At 72.1% G+C, this 23,782-nt stretch carries 21 protein-coding genes; 19 read left to right on the top strand and 2 right to left on the bottom strand.

The genetic code is table 11. The annotated features are described in order from the left end of the window. Positions 1–213 (bottom strand): Lrp/AsnC ligand binding domain-containing protein (locus C5H89_RS11775; protein ID WP_104107215.1); only part of this gene is annotated, 213 nt, incomplete at its 3' end. 145 nt (positions 214–358) lie between these two features. On the opposite strand from C5H89_RS11775, the gene C5H89_RS11780 reads away from it, so the two are divergent. The 16 genes from C5H89_RS11780 (at position 359) to C5H89_RS19505 (ending at position 18,500) form a co-directional block, all read left to right on the top strand. After that, entirely contained in the window at positions 359–1,309 is a 951-nt protein-coding gene (locus C5H89_RS11780) for a thiamine-phosphate kinase (protein WP_104107216.1), read from the top strand. 135 nt (positions 1,310–1,444) lie between these two features. Next, complete coding sequence (rpmB, locus tag C5H89_RS11785; protein WP_104107217.1) at positions 1,445–1,630, top strand: 50S ribosomal protein L28; 186 nt, start codon at positions 1,445–1,447, stop codon at positions 1,628–1,630. A 165-nt stretch (positions 1,631–1,795) separates the two neighbouring features. After that, complete coding sequence (locus C5H89_RS11790) at positions 1,796–3,436, top strand: DAK2 domain-containing protein (protein ID WP_104107218.1); 1,641 nt, start codon at positions 1,796–1,798, stop codon at positions 3,434–3,436. Between the two features lie 5 nt (positions 3,437–3,441). After that, entirely contained in the window at positions 3,442–5,694 is a 2,253-nt protein-coding gene (locus tag C5H89_RS11795) for an ATP-dependent DNA helicase RecG (protein WP_104107219.1), read from the top strand. Further along, entirely contained in the window at positions 5,691–6,293 is a 603-nt protein-coding gene (gene rsmD / locus C5H89_RS11800) for a 16S rRNA (guanine(966)-N(2))-methyltransferase RsmD (protein WP_104107220.1), read from the top strand. The genes C5H89_RS11795 and rsmD overlap by 4 nt, the downstream gene beginning before the upstream one ends. A 2-nt stretch (positions 6,294–6,295) precedes the next feature. Continuing rightward, entirely contained in the window at positions 6,296–6,790 is a 495-nt protein-coding gene (gene coaD / locus C5H89_RS11805) for a pantetheine-phosphate adenylyltransferase (RefSeq protein ID WP_104107511.1), read from the top strand. A gap of 106 nt (positions 6,791–6,896) precedes the next feature. Further along, positions 6,897–7,421: a YceD family protein gene (locus C5H89_RS11810; protein ID WP_240181823.1), complete on the top strand. Its 525-nt coding sequence runs from the start codon at positions 6,897–6,899 to the stop codon at positions 7,419–7,421. 66 nt (positions 7,422–7,487) lie between these two features. Further along, positions 7,488–7,673 (top strand): 50S ribosomal protein L32, encoded by a 186-nt coding sequence (gene rpmF / locus C5H89_RS11815; protein WP_101524033.1) that lies wholly within the window; start codon positions 7,488–7,490, stop codon positions 7,671–7,673. Between the two features lie 29 nt (positions 7,674–7,702). Further along, positions 7,703–8,419, top strand: coding sequence for a ribonuclease III (rnc, locus tag C5H89_RS11820; protein ID WP_240181824.1), 717 nt, complete (start codon positions 7,703–7,705; stop codon positions 8,417–8,419). Between the two features lie 4 nt (positions 8,420–8,423). After that, positions 8,424–9,290: a bifunctional DNA-formamidopyrimidine glycosylase/DNA-(apurinic or apyrimidinic site) lyase gene (gene mutM / locus C5H89_RS11825; protein ID WP_104107222.1), complete on the top strand. Its 867-nt coding sequence runs from the start codon at positions 8,424–8,426 to the stop codon at positions 9,288–9,290. A gap of 83 nt (positions 9,291–9,373) precedes the next feature. Continuing rightward, positions 9,374–9,580: a hypothetical protein gene (locus tag C5H89_RS11830; RefSeq protein WP_104107223.1), complete on the top strand. Its 207-nt coding sequence runs from the start codon at positions 9,374–9,376 to the stop codon at positions 9,578–9,580. Positions 9,581–9,705: 125 nt separating this feature from the next. Continuing rightward, on the top strand, positions 9,706–13,284 hold the full coding sequence (gene smc, locus C5H89_RS11835) for a chromosome segregation protein SMC (RefSeq protein ID WP_104107224.1): 3,579 nt from the start codon (positions 9,706–9,708) through the stop codon (positions 13,282–13,284). Beyond that, positions 13,281–13,739 (top strand): thioesterase family protein, encoded by a 459-nt coding sequence (locus C5H89_RS11840; RefSeq protein ID WP_104107225.1) that lies wholly within the window; start codon positions 13,281–13,283, stop codon positions 13,737–13,739. The genes smc and C5H89_RS11840 overlap by 4 nt, the downstream gene beginning before the upstream one ends. A gap of 88 nt (positions 13,740–13,827) precedes the next feature. After that, positions 13,828–14,043: a hypothetical protein gene (locus C5H89_RS11845; protein WP_104107226.1), complete on the top strand. Its 216-nt coding sequence runs from the start codon at positions 13,828–13,830 to the stop codon at positions 14,041–14,043. A gap of 105 nt (positions 14,044–14,148) precedes the next feature. Beyond that, positions 14,149–15,282 carry a signal recognition particle-docking protein FtsY gene (gene ftsY / locus C5H89_RS11850; protein ID WP_104107227.1) on the top strand — a complete coding sequence of 378 codons (1,134 nt, stop codon included), beginning with the start codon at positions 14,149–14,151 and terminating at the stop codon, positions 15,280–15,282. 38 nt (positions 15,283–15,320) lie between these two features. Continuing rightward, on the top strand, positions 15,321–18,500 hold the full coding sequence (locus C5H89_RS19505) for a glycosyltransferase (protein ID WP_162799351.1): 3,180 nt from the start codon (positions 15,321–15,323) through the stop codon (positions 18,498–18,500). 24 nt (positions 18,501–18,524) lie between these two features. Here the strand turns inward: C5H89_RS19505 and C5H89_RS11860 are convergent, their stop codons facing one another. Continuing rightward, positions 18,525–19,520: a glycosyltransferase family 2 protein gene (locus C5H89_RS11860; protein ID WP_240181825.1), complete on the bottom strand. Its 996-nt coding sequence runs from the start codon at positions 19,518–19,520 to the stop codon at positions 18,525–18,527. Between the two features lie 180 nt (positions 19,521–19,700). Here C5H89_RS11860 and C5H89_RS11865 point away from each other — a divergent pair, with 180 nt between their 5' ends. From C5H89_RS11865 to C5H89_RS11875, 3 genes are all read left to right on the top strand, one after another. Continuing rightward, positions 19,701–21,041 (top strand): ammonium transporter, encoded by a 1,341-nt coding sequence (locus C5H89_RS11865; RefSeq protein ID WP_104107229.1) that lies wholly within the window; start codon positions 19,701–19,703, stop codon positions 21,039–21,041. After that, positions 21,038–21,376 (top strand): P-II family nitrogen regulator, encoded by a 339-nt coding sequence (locus C5H89_RS11870; RefSeq protein WP_101524043.1) that lies wholly within the window; start codon positions 21,038–21,040, stop codon positions 21,374–21,376. Before C5H89_RS11865 ends, C5H89_RS11870 begins: the two co-directional genes overlap by 4 nt. Positions 21,377–21,501: 125 nt before the next feature. Then, on the top strand, positions 21,502–23,739 hold the full coding sequence (locus C5H89_RS11875; protein ID WP_104107230.1) for a [protein-PII] uridylyltransferase: 2,238 nt from the start codon (positions 21,502–21,504) through the stop codon (positions 23,737–23,739). The last annotated feature ends 43 nt before the right edge of the window (positions 23,740–23,782 follow it).

Consider the following 23,782-nt stretch of genomic DNA (forward strand, 5'->3'; position numbering starts at 1 on the left):
CAGCGTGCGCGTGATGCCCTCGAGGTTCTGCACCTTGGAGACCACCAGCTTGCCCAGCTCGTCGACGTTGCGGGCCTCGGCGCGCACGATCACGTCGTAGGGACCGGTGACGTCCTCGGCCAGGGTGACGCCCTTGACCTGGGCGATGGCCGCAGCCACCTCGGCAGCCTTGCCGACGTCGGTCTGGATCAGGATGTAGGCCTGGACGACCATCAGGGGCTCCTAGGGGTGGGAACGGAACGGAGAGGGGGGTCGGAAAAGTTCTGGTGATGTCTGCGTCAACCTACATGGCGGCGTCCGGGCGCCGGAAGGCTGGCCGGTGCTCCCGCGGAGGCTCCCGATCTGGTGGGATGGGCCCATGCCGCTGCCCCTGGACGCGACCCTGGCCGATACCGGCGAGTTCGGCCTCATCTCCTCCATCGTGGAGCTGTTTCCCCAAGGGGAGCACGTGCTCGTGGGACCCGGGGACGACGCGGCGGTACTGCGGGTGCGTCACGGCCACGTGGTGGTGTCCACCGACATGATGGTCGAGGGTCGGCACTTCCGGCGGGAGTGGGCGTCGGCGGAGGACGTGGGACACCGCGCCGCAGCGCAGAACCTCTCCGACATCAACGCGATGGGGGGACGTGCCCACTCCCTCACGGTCGGCCTCGCCGCCCCTGCGGACCTGCCGGCGGCCTGGGCGCTGGACTTCGCCCGGGGATTCGCCGAGGAGTGCGCGCTGGTCGGCGCCAGCGTGGTCGGCGGCGACATCACCCGGGCCGAGGAGGTGGTGATCGCGGTGACGGTCATCGGCTCGTGCACCCAGTCTCCGGTGCTGCGCTCGGGCGCCGCGCCCGGCGACGTGCTGGCCCTGCGCGGGCGACAGGGATGGGCCGCCGGTGGGCTGGCGGTCCTCGGGCGGGGCTTCCGCTCGCCCCGGGTGCTGGTGGAGGCCTACCGACGCCCCGAGCCGCCGTACGACGCCGGGCGGGAGGCCGCCGAGGCCGGTGCCACCTCGATGATCGACGTCTCCGACGGGCTGGTCGCCGACGCGGGCCACCTGGCGCACGGCTCCGGCGTCCGGGTCGACCTGCGCAGCGACGCCTTCGCGATCGCCGAGCCCCTGCAGGCCGTGGGCGCCGCGCTGGGCGCGGACCCGATCCAGTTCATCCTGGGCGGGGGAGACGACCACCCGCTGCTGGCCACGTTCGCCGACGCCGCCTCGGTGCCGCCCGAGTGGCTGGTGGTGGGCGAGGTGCTCGAGGGCGAGGGGGTCACCGTCGACGGAGCCACGTACGACGGACCCGCCGGCTGGGTGCACTTCTAGCGGCGCACGCCGCTGCGCACCACCTCGATTTCATCCTCCCCGTCAGGTCAGATACTCTTCTTCGGTTGCTCCCCGGCCTCTCGTGAGGCCGGTGAGGACATCGACTCAACCAAAACGAACTGATCGGAGTGCACGGTGGCTGCCGTCTGCGACATCTGCGCCAAGAAGCCGGGCTTCGGCAACAACCGTCCGTGGTCGCGCAAGATCACGAAGCGCCGGTTCAACCCCAACATCCAGCGCGTCCGCGCCACGATCAACGGCACGCCCAAGCGTGTGAACGTGTGCACCGGGTGCCTCAAGGCCGGCAAGGTCGCGCGCTGAGCTGAACTGCCCAGAAGACCCCGTGGACTCCGTCCACGGGGTCTTCTGCGTCCCGGTGGTGCCGATCGTTCCGGCGTCGGCGGTCCGCCCACTAACCTGTCCCCTCACGACGGTGCCTCCGCCAGGGCGGCGGCGTCGACGACGCGGTGACGAACAGGAGTCGGCATGGAGCAGGTGCCCCAGGGGATCTCGTTGGACACCGTGCTGCGCTTCGTCGACATCGCCACCGACGCGCTGAGCAGTGCCCGGGAGGAGATCGACGCCCTGAACGTCTATCCCGTGCCCGACGGCGACACCGGCACCAACATGTTCCTCACCTTCTCGGCGGCCCGCGACGCGATCCGCGAGGCCGCGATGTCCGGTGCGGACCTGGGCGCGGCGCTGGCGGCGTTCCGGCACGCCGCGCTGCTGGGAGCCCGGGGCAACTCCGGGGTGATCCTGAGCCAGATGCTCGGCGCCATGTCCGTGCGCATCGAGCGGGCCGCGGCCAGCGAGTCCTACGCGCTGGTGATGGCCGACGCGCTGCGGGTCGCCACCGATGCCAGCTATGCCGCCGTGGGGGAGCCGGTGGAGGGCACGATCCTCACCGTGGCCCGAGCAGCCAGCGACGCCGCCCAGCACGTGGTGGCCACCGGCAAGGACCTGCGAGCGCGGGATGTCTTCTCGGCCGCCGCGGCGGCGGCCCGGGCAGCGCTCGCCCGGACTCCGCAGCAGCTGAAGGTGCTGGCCGACGCCGGGGTGGTCGACGCCGGCGGGCGGGGGCTGAGCGTCGTCCTGGACGCGGCCGACACGGTCCTCACCGGACGGACCCCCGTGACCACGTCTGCTCGCATCGGACTGCCGAGGATCCCGATGCCGGTTCCGGACGGCGACCTGACGCCGGACGGGCCGGCGTACGAGGTGATGTACCTGCTGGAGGCGGACGAGCCGGCCGTGGCCACGCTCCGCAAGACCCTGGCTCCCCTGGGTGACTCGCTCGTGGTCGTCGGGGGAGAGGGGCTGTGGAACGTGCACGTGCACGTGCACGACGTGGGCGCCGCCATCGAGGCGGGCCTCGACGCGGGGCGCCCCTACCGGGTGCGGGTCACCCACTTCGCCGAGCAGGTCGTCGAGGCCCGCCGCCGACGTTCCGACCGGACCGGCAGGCGCATCGTGGCGGTCGCCGCGGGCGCGGGACTGGCCGACCTCTTCCGCAGCGCCGGTGCCGTGGTGGTCGAGGCGGGGCCGGGACGGCGCCCGTCCACCGGACAGATCCTGGAGGCCATCGAGTCCAGCGGTGGCGCCGAGATCATCCTGCTCCCCAACGACCCGGACTCGGTGCGCGTCGCCGAGATCGCGGCGCGGACCGCGGAGGAGTCCGGCGCCGCCCGGGTGGCGATCATCCCGACGCACGCCCAGGTCCAGGGCCTGGCGGCGCTGGCCGTGCACGAGCCGGGACGCTCCTTCGACTCCGACGTGCTCGAGATGACGGCCACGGCCCGGCACGCCCGCCACGGTGCGATCACGGTCGCTGCCCGCCGGGCCATCACCATGGCCGGACCCTGCGAGCCCGGCGACGTGCTCGGGGTGATCGAGGGCGACTTCGCCGTCGTCGGCGAGGAGCTGTACAGCGTCGCCATCTCGGTGCTGGACCGACTCCTGGGCGCCGGTGGCGAGCTGGCCACCATCGTGGCCGGGCGCGAGGAAGGTGCCCAGGAGCTGGCCGCCAGGTGCGGGGAGTTCCTCGAGCGTGCCCACCCCCACGTGGACGTGGTCGTCTACGACGGCGGACAGGAGCGCTATCCGCTCCTGATGTGCGTGGAGTAGCGCCCATGGTTGCCATCACCCCCGAGTCACCGATCGCCAGTGTCTTCGGCAAGTCGGTGAAGAAGCGCAAGCTCGTCGCCGAAGGCCTTGGCCTGGAGACCGTCGGCGACCTGCTGTGGCACTTCCCCCGGCGCTACGTGCCCACCGCCGAGCTCAGTGAGGTGGACGAGCCCCGCGAGGGCGAGATGCTCAGCGTGGTGGGACTCATCACCTCCAGCCAGGTGAAGTCGTTCGTGAACCGTCGTACCAACAAGATGAGCCACCGGGTGGAGGTCCGGGTCCGGACCGGGGGGCCCGACTTCACCCTCACCTTCTTCACCCCCTACAAGGCGATGGCCGAGAGCGAGCAGGCCCGCATGCCGGTCGGGGCCCGCGGGATGTTCACCGGCAAGGTGACGATGTTCAACCGCTCCTGGCAGCTCTCCGGGCCGCACGCGGTGATCTTTGGCGGCGGGGGAGACGGGTCCCAGGAGTCCGAGGGCGCCGACGCGGCGCTGGCGGCCAGCCTGAAGGGCCTGCTGCCGATCTACCCGGTCACCGCCGGCCTCTACTCATGGGACCTGCAGAAGACCGTGCACGTGGCGCTGGACCTGGTGACCGGGGTCCCTGACCTCCTGGGCGAGGACCTGCGCGAGCGCTACGGGCTGCTGGACCAGATGACCGCCCTGCGGTGGATCCACGGGCCCGACGACCACCGCCAGCTGGGCGCGGCGCAGAAGCGCTTCCGGTTCTCCGAGGCACTGGTCCTCCAGCTCGTGCTGGCCCGACGACGTGCCGTGCTGCGGGCCCAGGGTGCGCAGTCCCGGGCCGGCGGGCACGGCCGGATCCTGGAGGCCTTCGACGCCCGGCTGCCCTTCGAGCTCACCGCTGGTCAGCGCGAGATCGGGAAGGTCATCGAGGACGAGCTCGCGCAGCCGCACCCGATGAACCGGCTGCTCCAGGGCGAGGTGGGCTCGGGCAAGACGATGGTGGCTCTGCGGGCGATGCTGCGGGTGGTGGACTCCGGGGGACAGGCAGTGCTGCTGGCGCCGACGGAGGTGCTGGCGCAGCAGCACCTGCGCAGCATCACCGCCACGATGGGCGACCTGGCTGGCGGCGGCATGCTCGGCGGGGCCGAGGACGCCACCGGGGTCGCCATCCTGACCGGCTCCATGTCGCGCAGCGCCCGGGCCGAGGCGATGCTGCGGATCGCCAGCGGCGAGGCCGGCATCGTGGTCGGAACCCACGCGCTGCTGGAGGACAACGTCACCTTCGCCGACCTGGGGCTGGTGGTCGTGGACGAGCAGCACCGCTTCGGCGTGGAGCAGCGCGCCGCCCTGACCAGCAAGGCGGGAACGCCGCCGCACGTGCTGGTGATGACCGCCACGCCCATCCCGCGGACCGTGGCGATGACGGTCTTCGGCGACCTCGAGGTCTCGGTGCTGCGGGAGCTGCCCGCCGGACGGGCCCCGATCCAGACCAACGTGGTGCCCCTGGTGGACCAGCCCCACTGGGTCGACCGGGTCTGGCAGCGGGTCGCGGAGGAGGTGGCCGGGGGCCACCAGGCCTACGTGGTGTGCCCGCGGATCAGCGGCGACGTGTCGGAGCAGGGCGAGACCGACCAGCTCGAGCTGGACGCGGACGGGCAGGTGGTCGCCCCGAAGCGCCGGCTCGCCGCGGTCGAGGAGGTGGCCGAGCACCTGCGCACGGGTCCCCTGGCGGGCCTGCGGATCGCGATGCTGCACGGTCGGATGACCCCGGAGGACAAGGAGTCGACAATGAGGGCCTTCGCCGCAGGCCAGCTGGACGTCCTGGTCTCCACCACCGTGATCGAGGTGGGGGTGGACGTCGCCAACGCCACGGCCATGGTGCTGCTGGACGCCGATCGCTTCGGGGTCTCCCAGCTGCACCAGCTGCGCGGCCGCGTCGGGCGGGGTGGCCTGCCCGGGCTGTGCCTGCTCGTCAGCCACGCCGAGGCGGGGAGCGAGGCCCGGATGCGGCTGGACGCCGTGGCAGCGACCACGGACGGCTTCGAGCTCAGTCGCGTGGACCTGGAGCAGCGTCGCGAGGGCGACGTGCTGGGCGCCAACCAGAGCGGCTTCCGCTCCAGCCTGGAGAACCTCAGGGTGCTCCGCGACGAGAAGACGATCGTCGCCGCCCGCGAGGCGGCGGAGGCGCTGCTCGCCGAGGACCCGTCCCTGGCCACCTGGCCCCGCTTGGCGGACGCGGTGGACCGGATGCAGGCGAGCACCGAGTCCGAGTTCATGGAGAAGGCATGACGAGGATCATCGGCGGCACCGCCGGGGGCCGGCGACTGGCCACGCCACGCGGCTCGGCCACCCGCCCCACCAGCGACCGGGTGCGGGAGGCGCTCTTCTCCGCGGTCGAGGCCTGGTGCGGCGCCCTGGAGGGACTGCGCGTGCTGGACCTCTACGCCGGCTCGGGGGCGGTGGGCCTGGAGGCCTGGTCCCGGGGCGCCGGGGTGGTCACCATGGTCGAGCAGGACCGGCGTACCGCCGCGCTGATCTCGGAGAACGCCCGCACCCTGGGCTTCGCCAAGGCGCAGGTGCGCGCCGCCTCCGTGGCCGCGGTGCTGCGGGGCGTCCCGTCGGCTCCCTACGACGTGGTCTACCTGGACCCGCCCTATCCGCTGCCGAACGAGGCCGTGGAGGACGACCTCGCCGCCCTGGTCGCCCAGGGATGGCTGGTGCCCGACGGCCTGGTCGTGGTGGAGCGCTCGGCCCGCACCAAGCCGCTGGTCTGGCCGGCGGGCCTGGTCTACGACCGGGAGCGTCGCTACGGCGAGACGGTGCTTTGGTACGGTCACGCGGGCGGCGCCGACCCCGGGGCCGCACCCCCAGCCGAGGAGGAGCAGTGACGTTGCACCGCGCCGTGTGCCCCGGCTCGTTCGACCCGGTCACCAACGGTCACCTCGACATCGTCGGACGTGCCTCCAAGATCTTCGACGAGGTCGTGGTCGCCGTCGGGGTGAACAAGTCCAAGAACAGGCTCTTCGACGCCGAGGAGCGCATCTCGATGCTCCGTGAGGCCTGCGAGGAGTTCCCCAACGTCCGGGTGGACGGCTTCACCGGACTGCTGACCGACTTCTGCAGGAGCAACGACATCCAGGCCATCGTCAAGGGTCTGCGCGCCGTCAGCGACTTCGACTACGAGCTCCAGATGGCCCAGATGAACGCCAGCCTGGCACCGATCGAGACGGTCTTCGTGCCCACCAGCCCCGAGTACTCCTTCCTGGCCTCGAGCCTGGTCAAGGAGGTGGCCACCTACGGCGGCGACGTCTCCGCCCTGGTCCCCGGATTCGTGCTGGAGCGCCTGACCGCGCGCCTGGCCGAGCGAGCGGCGGCACCGGCATGAGCAACCGTTTTGCTCGCCGAGCGTGCGGCCGGTTAAGATCTGCAAGTTCTGTTGCACCTGAACTGAGAGTGGACCACTGAGCAGCTTGGACCCGAGAGCGCCGCTCGTGCTCGACACGCGCGAGCTCGGCCGCCGCCCGGGGTCCCAACGTGAAGTGGTCCGTTCTGTTCCGGCGCCGGCAGAGCTTGGCATCGAAGTGCTCCGTGTCCCCGAAGGATCCCAGGTCGAGCTTGACCTGAGGCTCGAGGCGGTCATGGAGGGCGTGTTGGTCACGGGAACGGCGGAAGCCGAGCTCGAAGGTGAATGCGTGCGGTGCCTGGAGAAGATCGAGGACGAGCTCCTCGTGAACTTCCAGGAGCTGTTCGTCTACGCCGACGTCAAACACGACCAGTCCGACGAGGAACTGGACGACGAGGTCAGCAAGCTCGAGGGAGACCTGCTCGACCTCGAGCCCCTGTTGCGGGAGGCGGTGGTGCTTGCACTGCCGTTCCAGCCGCTGTGCCAGGACGACTGTCCCGGGTTGTGCGTCGAGTGTGGCGCCCGGCTCGCGGATGACCCCGACCATGGGCACGACGCTGCGATCGACCCGCGCTGGGCGGGCCTCACGGCCCTACAGCAGGACGAGGACTGACCCGGTCGGGCCCCCGACCGGCACGAGAGCAAGTGGCCGAAATGGCCCAGGCATGAGGAGATCACAGTGGCTGTCCCCAAGCGGAAGATGTCGCGCAGCAACACGCGCCACCGTCGCTCGCAGTGGAAGGCCGTCGCGCCTGCCCTGGTGACCTGCGCCAACCCGGCGTGCGGTGCCAAGCACCTCCCGCACCGCGCCTGCGGTGCGTGCGGTCAGTACGGCGCGCGCGCCGACCGCCGCCAGGTCCTCTGACCCAGGTCCCGGTTCTGAGCACGGAGCGGTTGCGCACAGCACTCGGCGATCCAGTCCTGGATCCCGAGCTGCTGGAGCGCGCCCTCACCCACCGGTCCTACGCCTACGAGAACGGTGGCCTGCCCACCAACGAGCGGCTGGAGTTCCTCGGGGACTCCGTGCTCGGCGTCGTGGTGACCGAGACGCTCTACACCACCCATCCGGACCTCTCCGAGGGTCGGCTGGCCAAGCTGAGGGCCGCCGTCGTCAACGCGCGCGCCCTGGCCGAGGTGGCCCGCACCATCGAGCTCGGCCAGCACATCAAGCTGGGCCGCGGCGAGGAGTCGACGGGCGGTCGCAACAAGGCCTCGATCCTGTCTGACACCGTGGAGGCCGTGATCGGGGCGATCCACCTCTCCGGGGGCTTCGAGGTCTCGGCCGAGGTCGTGCACCGGCTCTTCGACCCCCTGATGGAGGCGGCTGCCGCCATGGGTGCCGGGCTCGACTGGAAGACGTCGCTGCAGGAGCTCGCGGCCGAGCACGCCCTCGGCGTTCCCGACTACGTCCTCCAGGACGACGGCCCCGACCACCTCAAGACCTTCACCGCCCAGGTGCGCGTGGGCGATGCGCTCTACGGCCACGGCACCGGCCGGTCGAAGAAGGAGGCCGAGCAGGCCGCCGCTGAGACGGCGTACGGCGAGATCCTCGCCGCGCGCGCTGCGAGGGTGAACGGCACGTCCCCCGACGGGACCGGCGACAGGGCCTGACGGCGTGCCTGAGCTGCCGGAGGTCGAAGTCGTCCGGCGGGGCCTGGAGCGACATGTCGTAGGGACCTCGCTGACCGGGGTGGAGGTCCTCCACCCACGGCCGCTCCGGCGTGACCCCCTGGGCCCGTCCGGCTTCACCGAGGCGATGACCGGCCGTACAGTCACCGCGGTGCGACGTCGGGGCAAGTACTTCTGGCTGGTCCTCGACGACGTGGACGCGCTGCTGGGTCATCTGGGCATGAGCGGCCAGATGCTCGTCCAGCCGGCCGACGCCCCAGACGAGCGACACCTCCGGGTGCGGTTCGCGCTCTCCACCGGGGCGGAGCTGCGCTTCGTGGACCAACGCATGTTCGGTGGGCTGATGACCTCCCCGGGCGGAGCGGCGCTGCCGTCGGTGATCTCCCACATCGGCCGCGACCCCCTGGACCCGGAGTTCGACGCCGAGGCCGTGGGCCGTCGGATACGCCAGCGGCCCGGGGCGGTGAAGCGCCAGCTGCTGGACCAGAACCTGGTCTCCGGAGTCGGCAACATCTACGCCGACGAGTCGCTGTGGCGGGCCCGGCTGCACGGGGAGCGGCCCGGGAACCGTCTTACCCGGGGGCAGGCCCTCGGCGTGATCGCCGAGGCCCAGGCGGTCATGCTGGCTGCCCTGGAGCAGGGGGGTACGTCCTTCGACTCCCTCTACGTCAACGTCAACGGCGAGTCCGGCTACTTCGACCGCAGCCTGCACGCCTACGGGCGCGAGGGCCAGGCCTGCGAGCGGTGCGGCACCCCGATCCGGCGGGTGGCGTTCATGAACCGGTCGTCGTACTTCTGCCCGGTCTGTCAGGTCCCGCCGCGGCGGCGCCGGGTGGTGGCGGTGGGAAGTTGACCCAGCGAGGCCGACGGTGGGACTCTGGGAGACGGCTCGAAACAGGGCCCAAAGTCCCCACATCTTTTCCCGAAAGGCTCCCGATGGCCAAGGCACTTCTGGGACATCTCAGCACCGACGTGCGTGGCGGCAACGCCCGCCTCCAGGGGGAGAACGCCCGTCTGAGGATGCGCGTGAGCGAGCTCGAGGCGCTGGTGCTGCGGCTCCAGCAGGACAACGACCGGCTCACCGACCTGCAGGCGGCGACCCTGCTCGACGACGAGTCGCTCCAGGACATGCTTCACGCCTGACGCCGTACCCCGGTCAGCCACCGTTCCTGCGGGTAGGGTGAGCCGCGCTGGGCGTCCCGAGGCGGCGTCCCCGAGGATCTCGCGTCCAGCGCGTCGTACGTCCTCTCACCCCGGGAGCCCGAGCCTTGTACCTGAAGAGCCTGACCCTGAAGGGGTTCAAGTCCTTCGCGTCGGCCACGACGCTCCAGCTGGAACCGGGCATCACGTGCATCGTGGGACCCAACGGGTCCGGCAAGTCCAACGTCGTCGACGCCCTGGCCTGGGTGATGGGCGAGCAGGGCGCGAAGTCCCTGCGCGGCGGCAAGATGGAGGACGTCATCTTCGCCGGGACCTCCGGCCGACCCCCTCTGGGCCGGGCCGAGGTGGTCCTCACCATCGACAACACCGACGGCGCGCTGCCCATCGACTACGCCGAGGTCACCATCAGCCGGACCATGTTCCGCAACGGCGGCTCCGAGTACGCCATCAACGGCAGCTCGTGCCGCCTGCTGGACGTCCAGGACCTGCTCTCGGACTCGGGCATCGGCCGCGAGATGCACGTGATCGTCGGGCAGGGACAGCTCGACTCGATCCTGCACGCCACGCCGGAGGACCGGCGCGGCTTCATCGAGGAGGCCGCGGGGGTGCTCAAGCACCGCAAGCGCAAGGAGAAGGCGCTGCGCAAGCTCGACTCCACCGAGGGCAACCTCACCCGGCTCAACGACCTGCTGAGCGAGATCCGGCGTCAGCTCAAGCCGCTGGGGCGGCAGGCCGAGGTGGCCCGTAGGGCCGCCACCGTCCAGGCCGACGTCCGCGACGCCCGTGCCCGTCTGGTCGCCGACGACCTGGTCACCGCCCGCACCGCCCTGGAGCAGGAGATGGCCGACGAGTCGGTGCTCCTGGAGCGCCGCGAGCAGGTCGAGGCCGCCCTCGCCTCGGCCCGGGAGTCAGAGGCTCGTCTGGAGGCCGCGCTGCGCGAGGACCTGCCGGCGCTCGCCGCGGCCCAGGAGTCCTGGTTCGCCCTGTCGGGACTGCGGGAGCGGCTGCGCGGCACCCAGTCACTGGCAGCCGAACGAGTGCGCAACGCCCAGGCCACCTCCCAGGAGTCGGTGGAGTCCGGGCGCGACCCCGAGCAGCTCGAGGCCCAGGCTGCGCGGGCCCGGGAGTCCGAGCGGGAGATCGGTGCCGAGGTCGACGCCCTGCGCACCGCCCTGGAGGTCGCCGTCACCGGCCGTCGTACCGCCGAGGACGCCGCCACCGACGAGGACCGCCGGGTGGCCGCGCTCGAGCGGGCGGCTGCCGACCGCCGCGAGGGCCTGGCCCGGCTGCACGGCCAGGTCAACGCCCTGAGATCGCGAGCCGCCGCGGCTGACGAGGAGCTCGGACGCCTCGACGCCGCGCGTCAGGAGGCTCGGGCCCGCGCCGAGCGGGCACAGCACGACTTCACCGCGCTGGAGACCAAGGTGGCGGGACTCGACGCGGGGGAGGAGGGCCTCGATGCCGAGCACGAGGCGGCGGTCGACGCGCTCGACGACGTCGAGGAGCGTCTGGCGACGCTGCGGGAGCGTGCCACCGCCGCGGACCGGGAACGGGCGGGCCTGATCGCCCGCAAGGACGCCCTGGAGCTCGGTCTCAACCGCAAGGACGGCGGCGGCGCCCTGCTCGCCGCCAGCGGGCACGTCTCCGGCGTCCTGGGGTCGGTAGCGGCGCTGCTCACGGTGCAGCCCGGGCACGAGGCCGCCGTGGCGGCTGCCCTCGGCTCCGCCGCGGACGCCGTGGCGGTCTCCGGGCCCGCGGCCGCCGTCGAGGCCATCGCCCACCTCAAGGACGCCGACCTGGGACGCGCCGTGATGCTCCTCGGTGGCGGCCCGGCATCCGAGGAGGCATGGCCCGACCTGCCGGCCGGCGCGCGGTACGCCGTCGAGGTCGTGACCTGCCCGCCCGAGCTCGACACCGCGGTCCGGGGACTTCTGCACAAGACCGCGGTGGTCGACGATCTCGACGCCGCCAGCGCCCTGGTCGCCGCCGTGCCGGACGTCACCGCGGTGACCAGGTCCGGGGACCTGCTGGGCAGCCACCGTGCCTCCGGCGGCTCCTCGAGCCAGCCCAGCCTGCTCGAGGTGCAGGCGGCCTACGACGAGGCCGCGACCAGCTTGGCCGCGGCCACCGCGGAGACCGAGCGGCTGGGGTTCGAGGCATCGCGCCTCGACGCCGAGCGGCTGGAGGCGCTCAAGCGGGTCGACGTCGCGCTGGCCAAGCTGCACGAGTCGGACGCGACGCTGGCCGCCGTGGCCGAGGAGCTGGGTCAGTACGGCTCCCAGGTGCGGTCCGCGCGCGGTGAGGCCGAGCGCCTGGAGCGGGCGATCGAGACCGCGACGCAGGCGCGCGAGAAGGACCTGGCCGGTCTCGCCGAGCTGGAGGGACGCCTGGCCCGCGCCGAGGAGGCGCCTGCGGAGGAGCCCGACGTTTCCGTGCGTGAGCGGCTGGTCGAGGCCGCCCGGGCGGCGCGCCAGGGCGAGATGGACGCCAGGCTGGCGCTGCGCACGGCCGAGGAGCGAGCCCGGGCGATCCACGGCCGCGCCGACGCCCTGCTGCGCACCGCCCAGGCGGAGCGCGACAGCCGGGCCAAGGCACGGGCGCGGCGGGAGCGGGTGCTGGCTGAGGGCCGGGCGGCCGAGGCCGTGGGGGCGGCCGTCGCCGTCGTCCTGCACCGCCTGGAGGGCTCGGTCAATCAGGCCGCTGAGGAGCGGGCGGAGATCGAGCGGGCGCGGCACGGCCGGGAGCAGGAGCTGCTGACGGTCCGGGCCACGGTGCGCGACCTGGGCCGCGAGCTCGAGGAGCTCGTCAGCTCGGTGCACCGGGACGAGATGGCGCGCACCCAGCAACGGATGCGGATCGAGCAGCTGGAGGAGCGGGCGCTGGAGGAGCTCGGCCTGGCCGCCGAGGCGCTGGTCGCCGAGTACGGCCCGCACAACCCGGTCCCCTTCTCCGGGGAGGTCGCCGAGGGGGAGGAGCGGCCCGAGCCGACACCGTTCGTCCGTGAGGAGCAGCAGAAGCGGCTGCGGTCCGCGGAGCGTGCCCTGAGCATGCTCGGCCGGGTGAACCCGCTGGCCCTGGAGGAGTTCTCCGCCATGGAGGAGCGCCACAAGTTCCTCACCGAGCAGCTGGAGGACCTCAGGAGCACACGCAAGGACCTCCTCGACATCGTCCGGGAGGTCGACGCGCGGGTGGAGCAGGTCTTCACCGAGGCGTACGCCGACGTCACCAAGGCGTTCGACTCGACCTTCGCCCGGCTCTTCCCCGGTGGCGAGGGGAGGCTGGTCCTCACCAACCCCGGCGACATGCTCTCCACCGGTGTCGAGGTCGAGGCGCGTCCGCCCGGCAAGAAGGTGAAGCGGCTCTCGCTCCTCTCCGGCGGCGAGCGCTCACTGGTGGCGGTCGCCTTCCTGGTCGCCCTGTTCAAAGCCCGCCCCTCGCCGTTCTACATCCTCGACGAGGTGGAGGCTGCCCTGGATGACACCAACCTGGGACGCCTGCTGCAGATCTACGAGGAGCTGCGCGAGACCTCGCAGCTGCTGGTCATCACCCACCAGAAGCGGACGATGGAGGTCGGCGATGCTCTCTACGGCGTCACCATGCGCGGGGACGGGGTCTCGGCCGTGATCAGCCAACGGCTGCGCGAGGAGGTCGCCCGACCGGCGCCCGCCCGAGTGGGCACGCCATGAGCGCGCGACCCGCACCGCCGACGCGCCGGGACTACGTCGCGTGGCGCACCGTCACCACCCGGTGGCGCGACGACGACGCCTACGGACACCTCAACAACGCGACGTACTACGAGCTCTTCGACACCGCGGTCAACGCGCACCTGTTCGAGGCCAGCGGCACCAACGTCCGGCTCCTGCCCCAGATCGGGGTGGTGGCCGAGACCAGCTGCCGCTACTTCCGCGAGCTCGGCTTCCCCGAGCCCATCGAGACGGGACTGGTGGTCGACAAGGTCGGCACGTCCTCGATCGTCTACCGGATCGGGCTCTTCCAGGGCCCGGGGGACCAGGCCGCCGCCGAGGGGCGCTTCGTGCACGTGTACGTCGACAACGCCCGAGGGGCAGGCGACCGACCGGTGGTGCCGGTGCCCCAGGTCATCCGGGAGGCTGTGCTCCCGCTGCTGCGCCCCGCGGAGTGACCTCACGGGAGCAGGCGGGCTCGTAGATCCTGCGCTCCCTGTGTCATGGTGGACTGGTTGACATCTCGGACCCGCTAGGAGCTCCACCGTGCTGCCCGTCATCCTCGCGATGCTGTTGATCCTCGTGGTCGGCGCCGCTGTGCTCGCCTATGTGGCGTTCCCGTACCGCGGCGAGGAGATGCCCGTGGTCCCCGTCGTCGGGGACGCCATGCGCAAGGGCGTCGACGCCCTTCCGGTGATCCCGTCCGAGGACGACGAGCACGCGGACTGGAAGTTCGGCCCCCGCAGCGCACCTGAGCGCTGAGCGATCGCCGGCGTGGGCGCCTGAGCGGGTCACCTGAGCGGGGGGACCGGCCTACCGGCCACGCTGCGGGTCGGCGCCGGCGCGGCATCTGGTTGGATTGGCGCCATGGGTGAATGGCTGTACCTGATCATCGGCATCGCCGTCCTCGTCGTCGCGACGACGGCCGGGCTGCTGGCCAGCGGACGACGCAAGACGCCGCCGGCGCCGCGAGACACCACGGGGGTGATCTCGTCCACGACCACGCAGGCACCGCCTGGGACGTCCGCCGAGGCGCCGGTCGAGACCCCGCTGGAGGCGCCTGCCGCCCCCCTCGTGGAGCGTCCGGAGGGCACCGCCTCCCGCCTGGTACGGCTGCGGCAGCGGCTGGCGGGCTCCCAGGGAGCGCTGGGTCGCGGGCTGCTGGCGCTGCTCTCGCGCGATCGCCTGGACGAGGACACGTGGGAGTCGATCGAGGACACCCTGCTCACCGCCGACATCGGCGTAGCACCCACCCAGGAGCTCGTGGACCGGCTGCGCTCGCGCCTGCGGACCGAGGGCAGTCAGGCTGACGCCCGCGCGGTCCTGCGCGAGGAGCTGCTGACCCTGGTCGACCCCAGCATGGACCGGCGACTGCAGGTCAGCGGTGCCGACGGGCAGCCGGGCGTGGTGCTCGTGGTCGGCGTCAACGGTGCGGGCAAGACCACCACCGTCGGCAAGATCGGGCGCATCCTGGTGGCCGAGGGCCGCACCGTGGTGATGGGCGCGGCCGACACCTTCCGGGCCGCGGCGGTCGAGCAGCTGGTCACCTGGGGGGAGCGGGTCGGCGTGGACGTCGTGCGCGGCCCCGAGGGCACCGACCCGGCCAGCGTGGCGTTCGAGGCGGTGAAGGAGGGGAGCGCCCGTGGGGTGGACACCGTGCTGGTGGACACCGCCGGACGCCTGCAGAACAAGGCCGGGCTGATGGACGAGCTGGGCAAGGTCAAGCGGGTGATCGAGAAGCAGGCACCGGTCACCGAGGTGCTGCTGGTGCTCGACGCGACCACCGGGCAGAACGGCCTGATCCAGGCCAGGGTCTTCTCCGAGGTCGTCGACGTGACCGGGATCGTGCTGACCAAGCTCGACGGCTCTGCCAAGGGCGGTATCGTCGTGGCTGTCCAGCGCGAGCTGGGGGTGCCGGTGAAGCTGGTGGGTCTCGGCGAGGGCGCCGACGACCTGGCTCCGTTCGACGCCGAGGCCTTCGTCGACGCACTCCTGGGCTGATCTGACGACACGGCACGGCACGAGGGAAGGCACGCAAGGTGGAACGACCGCGTATCTCCCGGGTCCGTCGCGCCGTGGACCGCGTCCTGACGCCTCGCCGACCCCAGCAGCACGGCGTGCCGCTGGGCGGTGAGGCAGGGCTCCTGATGGCCTCGCCCCTGTTCGACGAGGAGTGGTACTCACAGGTCACCGGGGTCACTGGGAGCCGGCTGGACCTGGTGCGCCACTACCTGCGCACGCCGGTCTCCAAACGGTGCTCGCCGAACCCGCTCTTCGACCGGGCCTGGTTCCGCGAGCACCACGCCGCCGACCTGGGGGAGCGGGACGCGTTCCTGGTCTACCTGCGCCGCAAGCCCTACCGGACCCCCACCCACCCGTTGTTCGACACCCGTCGCTACCTGCGCCGGACGCCGGGCGCCAGCGCCCATCCCGATGGCCCCATCGGCCACTACCAGGAGATCGGGGCGGCCGCCGGAGCGCCGGCCAACAAGTGGCTGGTGGCGCGCGACGGCGAGCAGGCCGTCAGCCTGCTCACCTGGATCACAGCGCGTCGCGCCGAGTGGGTCGAGCGGGCCGCTTCCCAGAGCCGCCGGAAGACCACCCGGGAGGACCTGCGGCGGGGCGAGCAGCTGGTGGACGGCTACGCACACATCGACCCGGACGTGCCCGGGACCGGGCCACTGGTCTCGGTGGTCGTCCTCGCCGGCAGCGACGTGGGCCACCTCGCCACCTCCCTGCGCTCCGTGCGCGCTCAGCGGCTCGCCAGCTGGCAGGTCGTGGTGGTCGACGGCGGGCGGATCCCGCAGCTCGACGACGTTCTGGACGCCGAGCTCGAGCCCGGCACCTGGCAGCTGGTGGCCGCCGAGGGCGAACCGCCGGCAGGAGGGGTCAACCGGGCCGTGGAGCGGTGCACCGGTGAGTGGCTGGCATTCCTGCAGGCCGGCGACACCTGGGACCCCGACCGGCTCCGGCTGCTCACCGCAGTGGGGCAGGTCGACGGTGACCGGGCCCTGGCCGACGTGCTCAGGCGGGTACGTCGTGACGGTTCCTCGACCCTGGTCGGCAACGCGCTGCCCCGGGCCACCGTGGCCGACCGCAGCACCGTCGACCTGGGGCGGCTGCTGGTCCGGCGCGACACGTTCACCGGGCTCGGCGGGCTCGACGAGGACCTCCCGGGGGCCTGGACGTTCGGGCTGATGACCCGGCTGGCGCGGGCCGAGGGCGTGCGGGTCGTGCCGTTCCTGGGCCTCACCCGGCACGCCGTGTGGGCGCTCGAGGCCCGGCGCCGTCCGGCGGGCGACCGACCCGCGCTGGACCACGCCAAGGTGGCGTCCTGGGCCGACGTGGTCCTCAACCGCTCCCTGGTGGACTGGGACGACCTGGCGCGCCACGACCGCGACCCGGGCCTGGTCTCGGTGGTGATCCCCACCTACGCGGACTGGTCCATGACCGCCGAGGCGGTCCAGAGCGTGATGGCGGCCGCGGAGGAGGAGGGTGCCCCGCGCGTGGAGTGCCTGGTGGTGGACAACGGCTGCGACGCCGACACCTCGGTGATCCTGGACTCCCTCGCTGCCCGCTTCGAGCAGGTGCGGGTGCTGCACTTCCCCACCAACCACGGCTTCGCGCTGGGCAACAACCTCGCCCTGCCGCACGTGCGCGGCGCGACGGTGGTCTTCCTGAACAACGACACCGCGGTGGACCCGGGTTGGCTGGATCCCCTGGTCGCGGCCCTGGAGGACCCGGACGTGCTGGGTGCCCAGTCGCTGCTGCTCTACCCGACCGGGGTGATCCAGTCCGCGGGCGTGGCCTTCCCCGCCACGGGAGGACTCCCGCACGCCTTCCTCCAGGGCTTCCCCGTCGAGGACGCGGAGGGCGTCGAGCAGCTCTCCTTCGCGGCCCTGACTGGTGCGGCGCTGGCGCTGCGGACCCGCGACGCGATCGAGCTGCGCGGGTTCGATCCGGTCTACCGCAACGGCATGGAGGACATCGACCTGTGCCTGCGACTGGCCCAGCTGCGGCCGGGTCGCTTCGTGGTCCGCCCCGACTCCCGGGTCACGCACTTCGAGTCCCAGACTCCCGGGCGGTACGACGCCTTCGACACGAACCGGGCGCTCTTCCTGGAGCGCTGGGAACGGCGTACCCCCGGCGACGACGTGCACCTGTGGGCCACGCGAGGCTTCCGGGTCGTGGACCACGCGGTCTCCTTCCGGCACCGCAAGCAGCGTCGTCTCGGCGTCCCGGAGCCGGTGCTGGTGCGCGAGACCAGGCACCAGGTCAACGAGCACCCCCCGAGACTGCGTTGGGCGATCAAGAATCCCGCGCCCTTCGGACCCGAGGCGGAGCGGTGGGGGGACACCCACTTCGCCCGCGCCCTGGCCGTCGCGCTGCGGGAGCTGGGCCAGCAGGTCGTGATCGACCACCGGCCCGAGCACGAGCGCTACACCGGCAGGTTCGACGACGTCTCGCTCGTGCTCCGCGGTCTGGCCCCGTACCGGCCCTCGTTCGAGCACGTCACCATCGGATGGGTGATCTCCCACCCCGAGATGCTGCCGACGGCGGAGGCGGTCTCCTACGACCGACTGCTGGCGGCCTCGGAGACCTGGGCCGCGCGCCGGTCCAAGGACTGGGGGATCGAGGTCGAGCCCATGCTCCAGGCCACCGACCCAGCGCTCTTCCACCCGGACCTCGCGGTCCCCGACACCGGTCACCCGGTGCTCTTCGTCGGGGGGTCGCGCAAGGAGTACCGGCCCATCGTGCGGGCAGCCGTGGAGTCAGGTCTGCCGATCTCGGTCTACGGCACCCAGTGGCGCCCCTTCGTGGCGGGGCGGCTGATCAAGGACACCTACCTGCCCAACACCCGGCTGGGCGCGGCCTACCGGGCTGCCGGGGTGGTGCTCAACGACCACTGGGAGGACATGCGGATCGAGGGGTTCGTCTCCAACCGCCTCTTCGACGCCGCGGCCAGCGGGGCCCGGGTGATCACCGACGACGTCGAGGGCCTCGGTGGTCTCTTCGGTCGCTCGGTCCAGGTGATGACGTCTCGAGAGCACCTGGTCGAGCTGAGCTCGTCGGCCGATCCGGACAGCATCTTCGGCAGCGACGAGGAGCGGCGTGCGGTGGCGGCACGGGTGCACCGTGAGCACTCGTTCGCCGCGCGCGCGGCGCGGCTGGTCGAGATCGCCCTGGAGACCCGGCGCGAACGAGGCTTCGACCGCTGAGGAGTCCCTGCCGGGGCGAACAGGTCAGGCGGTGCGTTCCCCGCTGGGGCGACGCGAGGCCCGTTCCAGCTCCAGGTGACGGCGCAAGGGGGAGTCGGGCAGCTGCGGCGGCACCGGTGACTCCAGGTCGGAGTCCAGCACCTCCTCCAGGTGCTCGGGTCGCAGCGCGGCCGGTCGCAGCGCCCTCAGGTGCTCGTGCAGCCAGGGGTCGTGGCGGAACTGGCCGGCCTCCTCGCCGGCCAGCAGCTCGTGGTGCTGCGGACTCCGGGCGAGGTAGGAGTCCTCCAGGGCGCCGTCCTTCCAGCGCCGGTAGTCGGCCATGCCGTGGTGGTTCGGGCTGGGCTTGAGGTCCGGCGACGCCTCGTAGCCGCGACCGGCGTTGACCACCTTGCGCTCGAACTGGGTCCAGGAGCGCCACGGCAGGTGCAGGACCTCCAGGGAGACCGCGGGGTCGGGCTGCCCGTTGCTGGACATGGAGGTGAAGTGGTTCCCCTGCTGCACCACGATGTCGCTCTCGCCGCGGTGCACGGCGTTGGGGGTCGGCTGGGCGTGCAGCCCGATCGCGTGGAGCTGTTCGTCGCTGCGCTGGTCGCGCCACACCAGCCGGGAGAGGCCGCTGCCGGACCAGCCCGCCGGACCGATCAGGTTGACCACGGGAACCGTGAAGGCGTTGAGGTGCAGGGGAGTGGCCTCCAGGGCGTCGCGCACCGTGAGCGAGCGGTCCCGGGGCACCAGGAACTCGTCGGCGTCCAGGTTGAGCACCCAGTCGGCCCGGAACCGGGTCCGGGCCCGGCGGGCCATCCTGGTCACGACGTCGCGCTGCTGCTTGCGGTGCTCGGCATCGTGGTGCAGCTCGACCAGGCCAGTCTCGGCGTAGCTCTCCAGCACCTCTCTGGTGCCGTCGACGGAGGCGTTGTCGGTCACGATGATGGTGTCCAGGCCCTGTGCGAGGTGGTGCTCGACCATGGCCGCGACGATGTCGACCTCGTCGCGCACCATCAGGGTCCCGATGATCCTCACAAGCCAGCACCTTAGTTCACCCGAGCGCGGCGCCACGACCGCCGACCGACGTGAGTATCTGTTCATCTGTCCGTAACACACGGGCGAAAGTTGTTTCTTGCGCGCAACACACGCAGCGGGGCGGTGAAACCTCGCTCCACGAGGGTTCTTCCATCACACCCCGAAGCAACTGGAGGTCCAATGGACTACGGCTACCACGCCTGGATGCTGATGGCGGCGTCGCTCGTCCTGATGATGACCACGCCCGCTCTCGCCCTCTTCTACGGCGGCATGAGCAGGTCGAAGTCGGTTCTCAACATGATGATGATGTCGTTCTCGGCTGCCGGCGTCGTCGGCATCGTCTACGTTCTGTGGGGCTGGTCCATGTCCTACGGTTCCGAGGACGTCGCCATGCTCTTCAACAACCCGTTCGAGACCTTCGGCCTCTCCGACGTCGGCGGCCAGGACTACATCTTCGTCGGGTTCCAGATGACGTTCGCGATCATCACGGCGGCGCTGATCAGCGGGGCGGTCGCCGACCGCCTCAAGTTCTCCGCCTGGCTGGTCTTCCTGCCCCTGTGGGTCACGCTGTCCTACTTCCCGCTCGCGCACATGGTGTGGGGCGGGGGCTTCCTCAGCGGTGCCAGCAACGGGCTGGCCGACCTGATCTTCTCGGGTGACGGCGGAGCCGCGGTGGCTCCGATCGACTACGCCGGCGGCACCGTGGTGCACATCAACGCCGGTGTCGCGGGCCTCGTCCTGGCTGTGCTGCTGGGCAAGCGCCTGGGCTTCGGCAAGGAGCCGATCAAGCCGCACAACCTGCCGCTGACCATGATCGGCGCCGGCCTGCTGTGGTTCGGCTGGTACGGCTTCAACGTCGGTTCGGTGGTCTTCACCGGTGCCAGCGCGGAGGCGGACGGCGCGCAGTTCCTGAGCGAGACCAGCCTGGTGTGGCTGAACACCACCGTGGCCACGTGTGCGGCCATCATGGGCTGGCTGGCGGTGGAGAAGATCCGCGACAAGAAGGCCACCTCGCTGGGTGCTGCCTCCGGTGTGGTGGCCGGCCTGGTCGCCATCACCCCGGCCTGCGGTTCGCTCTCGCCGGTGGGCTCCATCGTGCTGGGTCTGGTGGCCGGTGGGCTGTGCGCCCTGGCCGTGGGGCTGAAGTACAAGCTCGGCTACGACGACGCGCTGGACGTGGTCGGTGTCCACCTGGTCGGTGGCCTGGTGGGCACGATCGGCATCGGCTTCCTCGCCACCAGTGGCGGCCTGTTCTACGGCGATGGGATCAAGCAGCTCGTGGTCCAGTTCCTGGTCGCGCTCTTCGCTGTCATCTGGTCGGGCATCGTCACCTTGGTGATCGGCCTGGCCATCAAGAAGGCGATGGGTCTGAGGGTCGAGGAGGATGTGGAGGTCGAGGGCGTCGACTTCGCCGAGCACGGCGAGTCCGGCTACGACCTTGCAGGCACCAGCGGCGGGCGTCGCGGAACGCTCGTCGGCACCGCCACCACGCAGAAGCCCAAGGAAGGAGCCAACGCATGAAGCTCGTCACCGCGGTGATCAAGCCGCACAAGTGGGAAGACGTCCGGGAGGCCCTGGAGACCTTCGGGGTCGCCGGGATGACCGTCTCCGAGGTCAGCGGGTACGGCCGTCAGAAGGGCCACACCGAGGTCTACCGTGGTGCGGAGTACGACATCGCACTCGTGCCCAAGATCCGCATCGAGATCGTCATCGACGATGCCGACGTCGAGGACGTCGTGGGCATCGTGGTCAAGACCGCCCAGACCGGGCGCATCGGGGATGGCAAGGTCTGGGTCAGCCCGGTCGACACCGTCGTCCGCGTCCGGACCGGCGACACCGACGAGGCTGCACTCTAGTCGGCGACCGCCCCTGTGGGGCCCACCTCGCTCCGGTGCTCGTCACCGCCGCGGGGTGGGCCCTTCGCCATGATCTGGGCCTGGTCGCCCTCACCCAAACCCGCCCGACCTAGGAGAGTCCTGTCATGACTGCCGCCGAGAGAGCCGCCCGCACCAGCGAGGCCGACGCGCTGTGCGCGGCGGCGTACCTCCAGGCGGGAGGGCCCACCACCGGTGCGGCCCTGGTGGCGGTCGGGGGCTACGGCAGGTCCGAGCTCGCCCCGCACTCCGACCTCGACGTGGTGCTGGTCCACGAGGACGGCGTGGACCCGGGAGCGCTCGCCGTTGACCTCTGGTACCCCCTGTGGGACAGCACCTGGAAGATCGACCACTCGGTCCGCTCGTTCTCCCAGATGACCGAGGCCGCCGAGGCCGACCTCAGGGTGGCGCTGGGGCTGCTCGACGTACGGCACCTGGCCGGGGACCCGAGCCTGACCCTGAGGCTGCGGGGCGCCACCCTGGCGGCGTGGCGGCGCTCCGCCCGCCGCCGGCTGCCCGAGCTGGCCGGGTTGGTGCGGCGCCGGCACGAGAGCGTCGGGGAGCTGGCCCACGTCTCGGTACCCGATCTCAAGGAGGCGGCCGGCGGGCTGCGCGACACCTGCGTGCTCAAGGCGCTCGTCGCCACCTGGCTGGTCGACGTGCCCCATGCCGAGCTCGAGCACGAGCGCCAGGCGCTGCTGGACGTGCGTGACCTGTTGCACGGGCTGAGCCACCGCCCGGGAGACCGGATCGGGCCGGACGTGTGGCCTGACCTGGCCGCAGCGGCCGGGCTGCCCGACGCCGAGACGGCGCAGCGGACGGTGCGCCTGATGGGGCGCCGGGTCGCCCACCTCTCGCGGCTGACGTGGCGGCGGGTGGACGCGGTGCTCGCCCGGCCCCAGGTGACCGGCCCTCGTCGTCCAAGGCTCGACCCCTTGGCGCCCGGCGTGGCCGCATCGCTGGGAGAGGTGGTGCTGGACGGCCGGGTGGACCCCGCGCGCGACCCGTTGCTCCTGCTCCGGGCGGCCTGCGAGGCAGCCGAGCGTGACCTGGTGCTCGCACCTGCCACGGTGGCACGCCTGCTGAGGGAGTGCCCACCGCTGCCGGAGCCCTGGCCAGAGGAGGCCCGGCACCTGATGGTGCGCCTGCTCGCCTCGGGTCAGGGACTGCTGGCGGTCTGGGAGACCCTCGAGGAGACCGGGGGACTGGCCGGCATCCTGCCCGAGTGGGAGCGGATCCACCTGCTGCCCCACGCCTCCACCGTCCACCGCTTCACCGTCGACCGGCACGTGGTGGAGACGTGCGTGGAAGCCTCCGCACTGATCCGTCGGGTCTCGCGTCCTGACCTGCTCATGGTCGCGGCCCTGCTGCACGACATCGGCAAGGGCGGTCTGGTGGAGCACAGCGTCGCCGGCGAGCCGATCGCCCGCGGCGTCGCTGCCCGGATGGGGTTCTCCGAGCCCGACGTGGAGCTCATCGGGACCCTGGTGCGCTGGCACCTGCTGCTGCCGGAGGTCGCCACGACGCGCGACGTCGACGACCCGGCCACCGTGGGCCAGGTGACCGGCCGGGTCACGACGGCGCTGGCGCTCGACCTGCTCGCCGCGCTCACCGAGGCCGACGCCCTGGCGGCCTCGGAGAAGGCGTGGTCCACCTGGCGAGCGGGCCTGGTGGGGTCCCTGGTGGCGAGGGCGCGTCGCGCCCTGGAGTCCGGGACCGATGGGCTCCCGGCGCCGTCCAGCACCCCGGAGGTGCCCGTTTCAGCGGCCCTCGCGGCCGGTCGGACGCTGGTGGAGATCTACGTCGACGGGCGCGACGACGGGTCCCGGGTGACCGTGCTGGCCCCCGATCGCGTCGGCCTGCTGGCCGACGTGGCGGCCATGCTGGCCCTGCACCGTACGTCGGTCAGAGGAGCACGCGCCTGGTCCCAGGGGGATCTCGGCGTCTCGGAGTGGGAGGTCGCCGACCCCGCGCTCGACGCGGCCGTGCTGCGCCAGCGGTTCGAGGCGATCGTGGCGGACCGGCCCCGGACGACCGAGCGGCTGCGTCGCCCGGACCCCGACGGACTGGACCCGGCGGTCGCGGTGCGCCCGGAGGCGTCGCGGGAGGCCACCGTCCTGGAGGTGCGGGCAGCGGACCGGCCCGGTCTGCTCTACCACGTGCTCGCCGCCGTCGCTGGGCTCGGCATGACCGTCCGGTCGGCGCACGTGGACACCCTCGGCCCGCAGGCGGTCGACGTGTTCTACCTCCAGGAGATCGGCGCCCAGGGCCTGGCCGACGACCGTGCCGCCTCGGCGGCCCACGCGGTGCGAGCGGCGCTGACCCGCTCGACAAGGACCGGGTGAGCCCACCTCGAGGTGCATCCCGGGTGGCGGGCCCTGGGTGGCT

The organism is Nocardioides sp. 616 (assembly GCF_002930065.1).
GTDB classification, from domain to species: domain Bacteria; phylum Actinomycetota; class Actinomycetes; order Propionibacteriales; family Nocardioidaceae; genus Nocardioides; species Nocardioides houyundeii.

Coding starts and splice junctions, on each gene's coding strand:
- C5H89_RS11780 (WP_104107216.1), top strand. CDS start 359: ATGCCGCTGCCCCTGGACGCGACCCTGGCCGATACCGGCGAGTTCGGC.
- C5H89_RS11790 (WP_104107218.1), top strand. CDS start 1,796: ATGGAGCAGGTGCCCCAGGGGATCTCGTTGGACACCGTGCTGCGCTTC.
- C5H89_RS11795 (WP_104107219.1), top strand. CDS start 3,442: ATGGTTGCCATCACCCCCGAGTCACCGATCGCCAGTGTCTTCGGCAAG.
- rsmD (WP_104107220.1), top strand. CDS start 5,691: ATGACGAGGATCATCGGCGGCACCGCCGGGGGCCGGCGACTGGCCACG.
- C5H89_RS11830 (WP_104107223.1), top strand. CDS start 9,374: ATGGCCAAGGCACTTCTGGGACATCTCAGCACCGACGTGCGTGGCGGC.
- C5H89_RS11840 (WP_104107225.1), top strand. CDS start 13,281: ATGAGCGCGCGACCCGCACCGCCGACGCGCCGGGACTACGTCGCGTGG.
- ftsY (WP_104107227.1), top strand. CDS start 14,149: ATGGGTGAATGGCTGTACCTGATCATCGGCATCGCCGTCCTCGTCGTC.
- C5H89_RS11865 (WP_104107229.1), top strand. CDS start 19,701: ATGGACTACGGCTACCACGCCTGGATGCTGATGGCGGCGTCGCTCGTC.
- C5H89_RS11870 (WP_101524043.1), top strand. CDS start 21,038: ATGAAGCTCGTCACCGCGGTGATCAAGCCGCACAAGTGGGAAGACGTC.
- C5H89_RS11875 (WP_104107230.1), top strand. CDS start 21,502: ATGACTGCCGCCGAGAGAGCCGCCCGCACCAGCGAGGCCGACGCGCTG.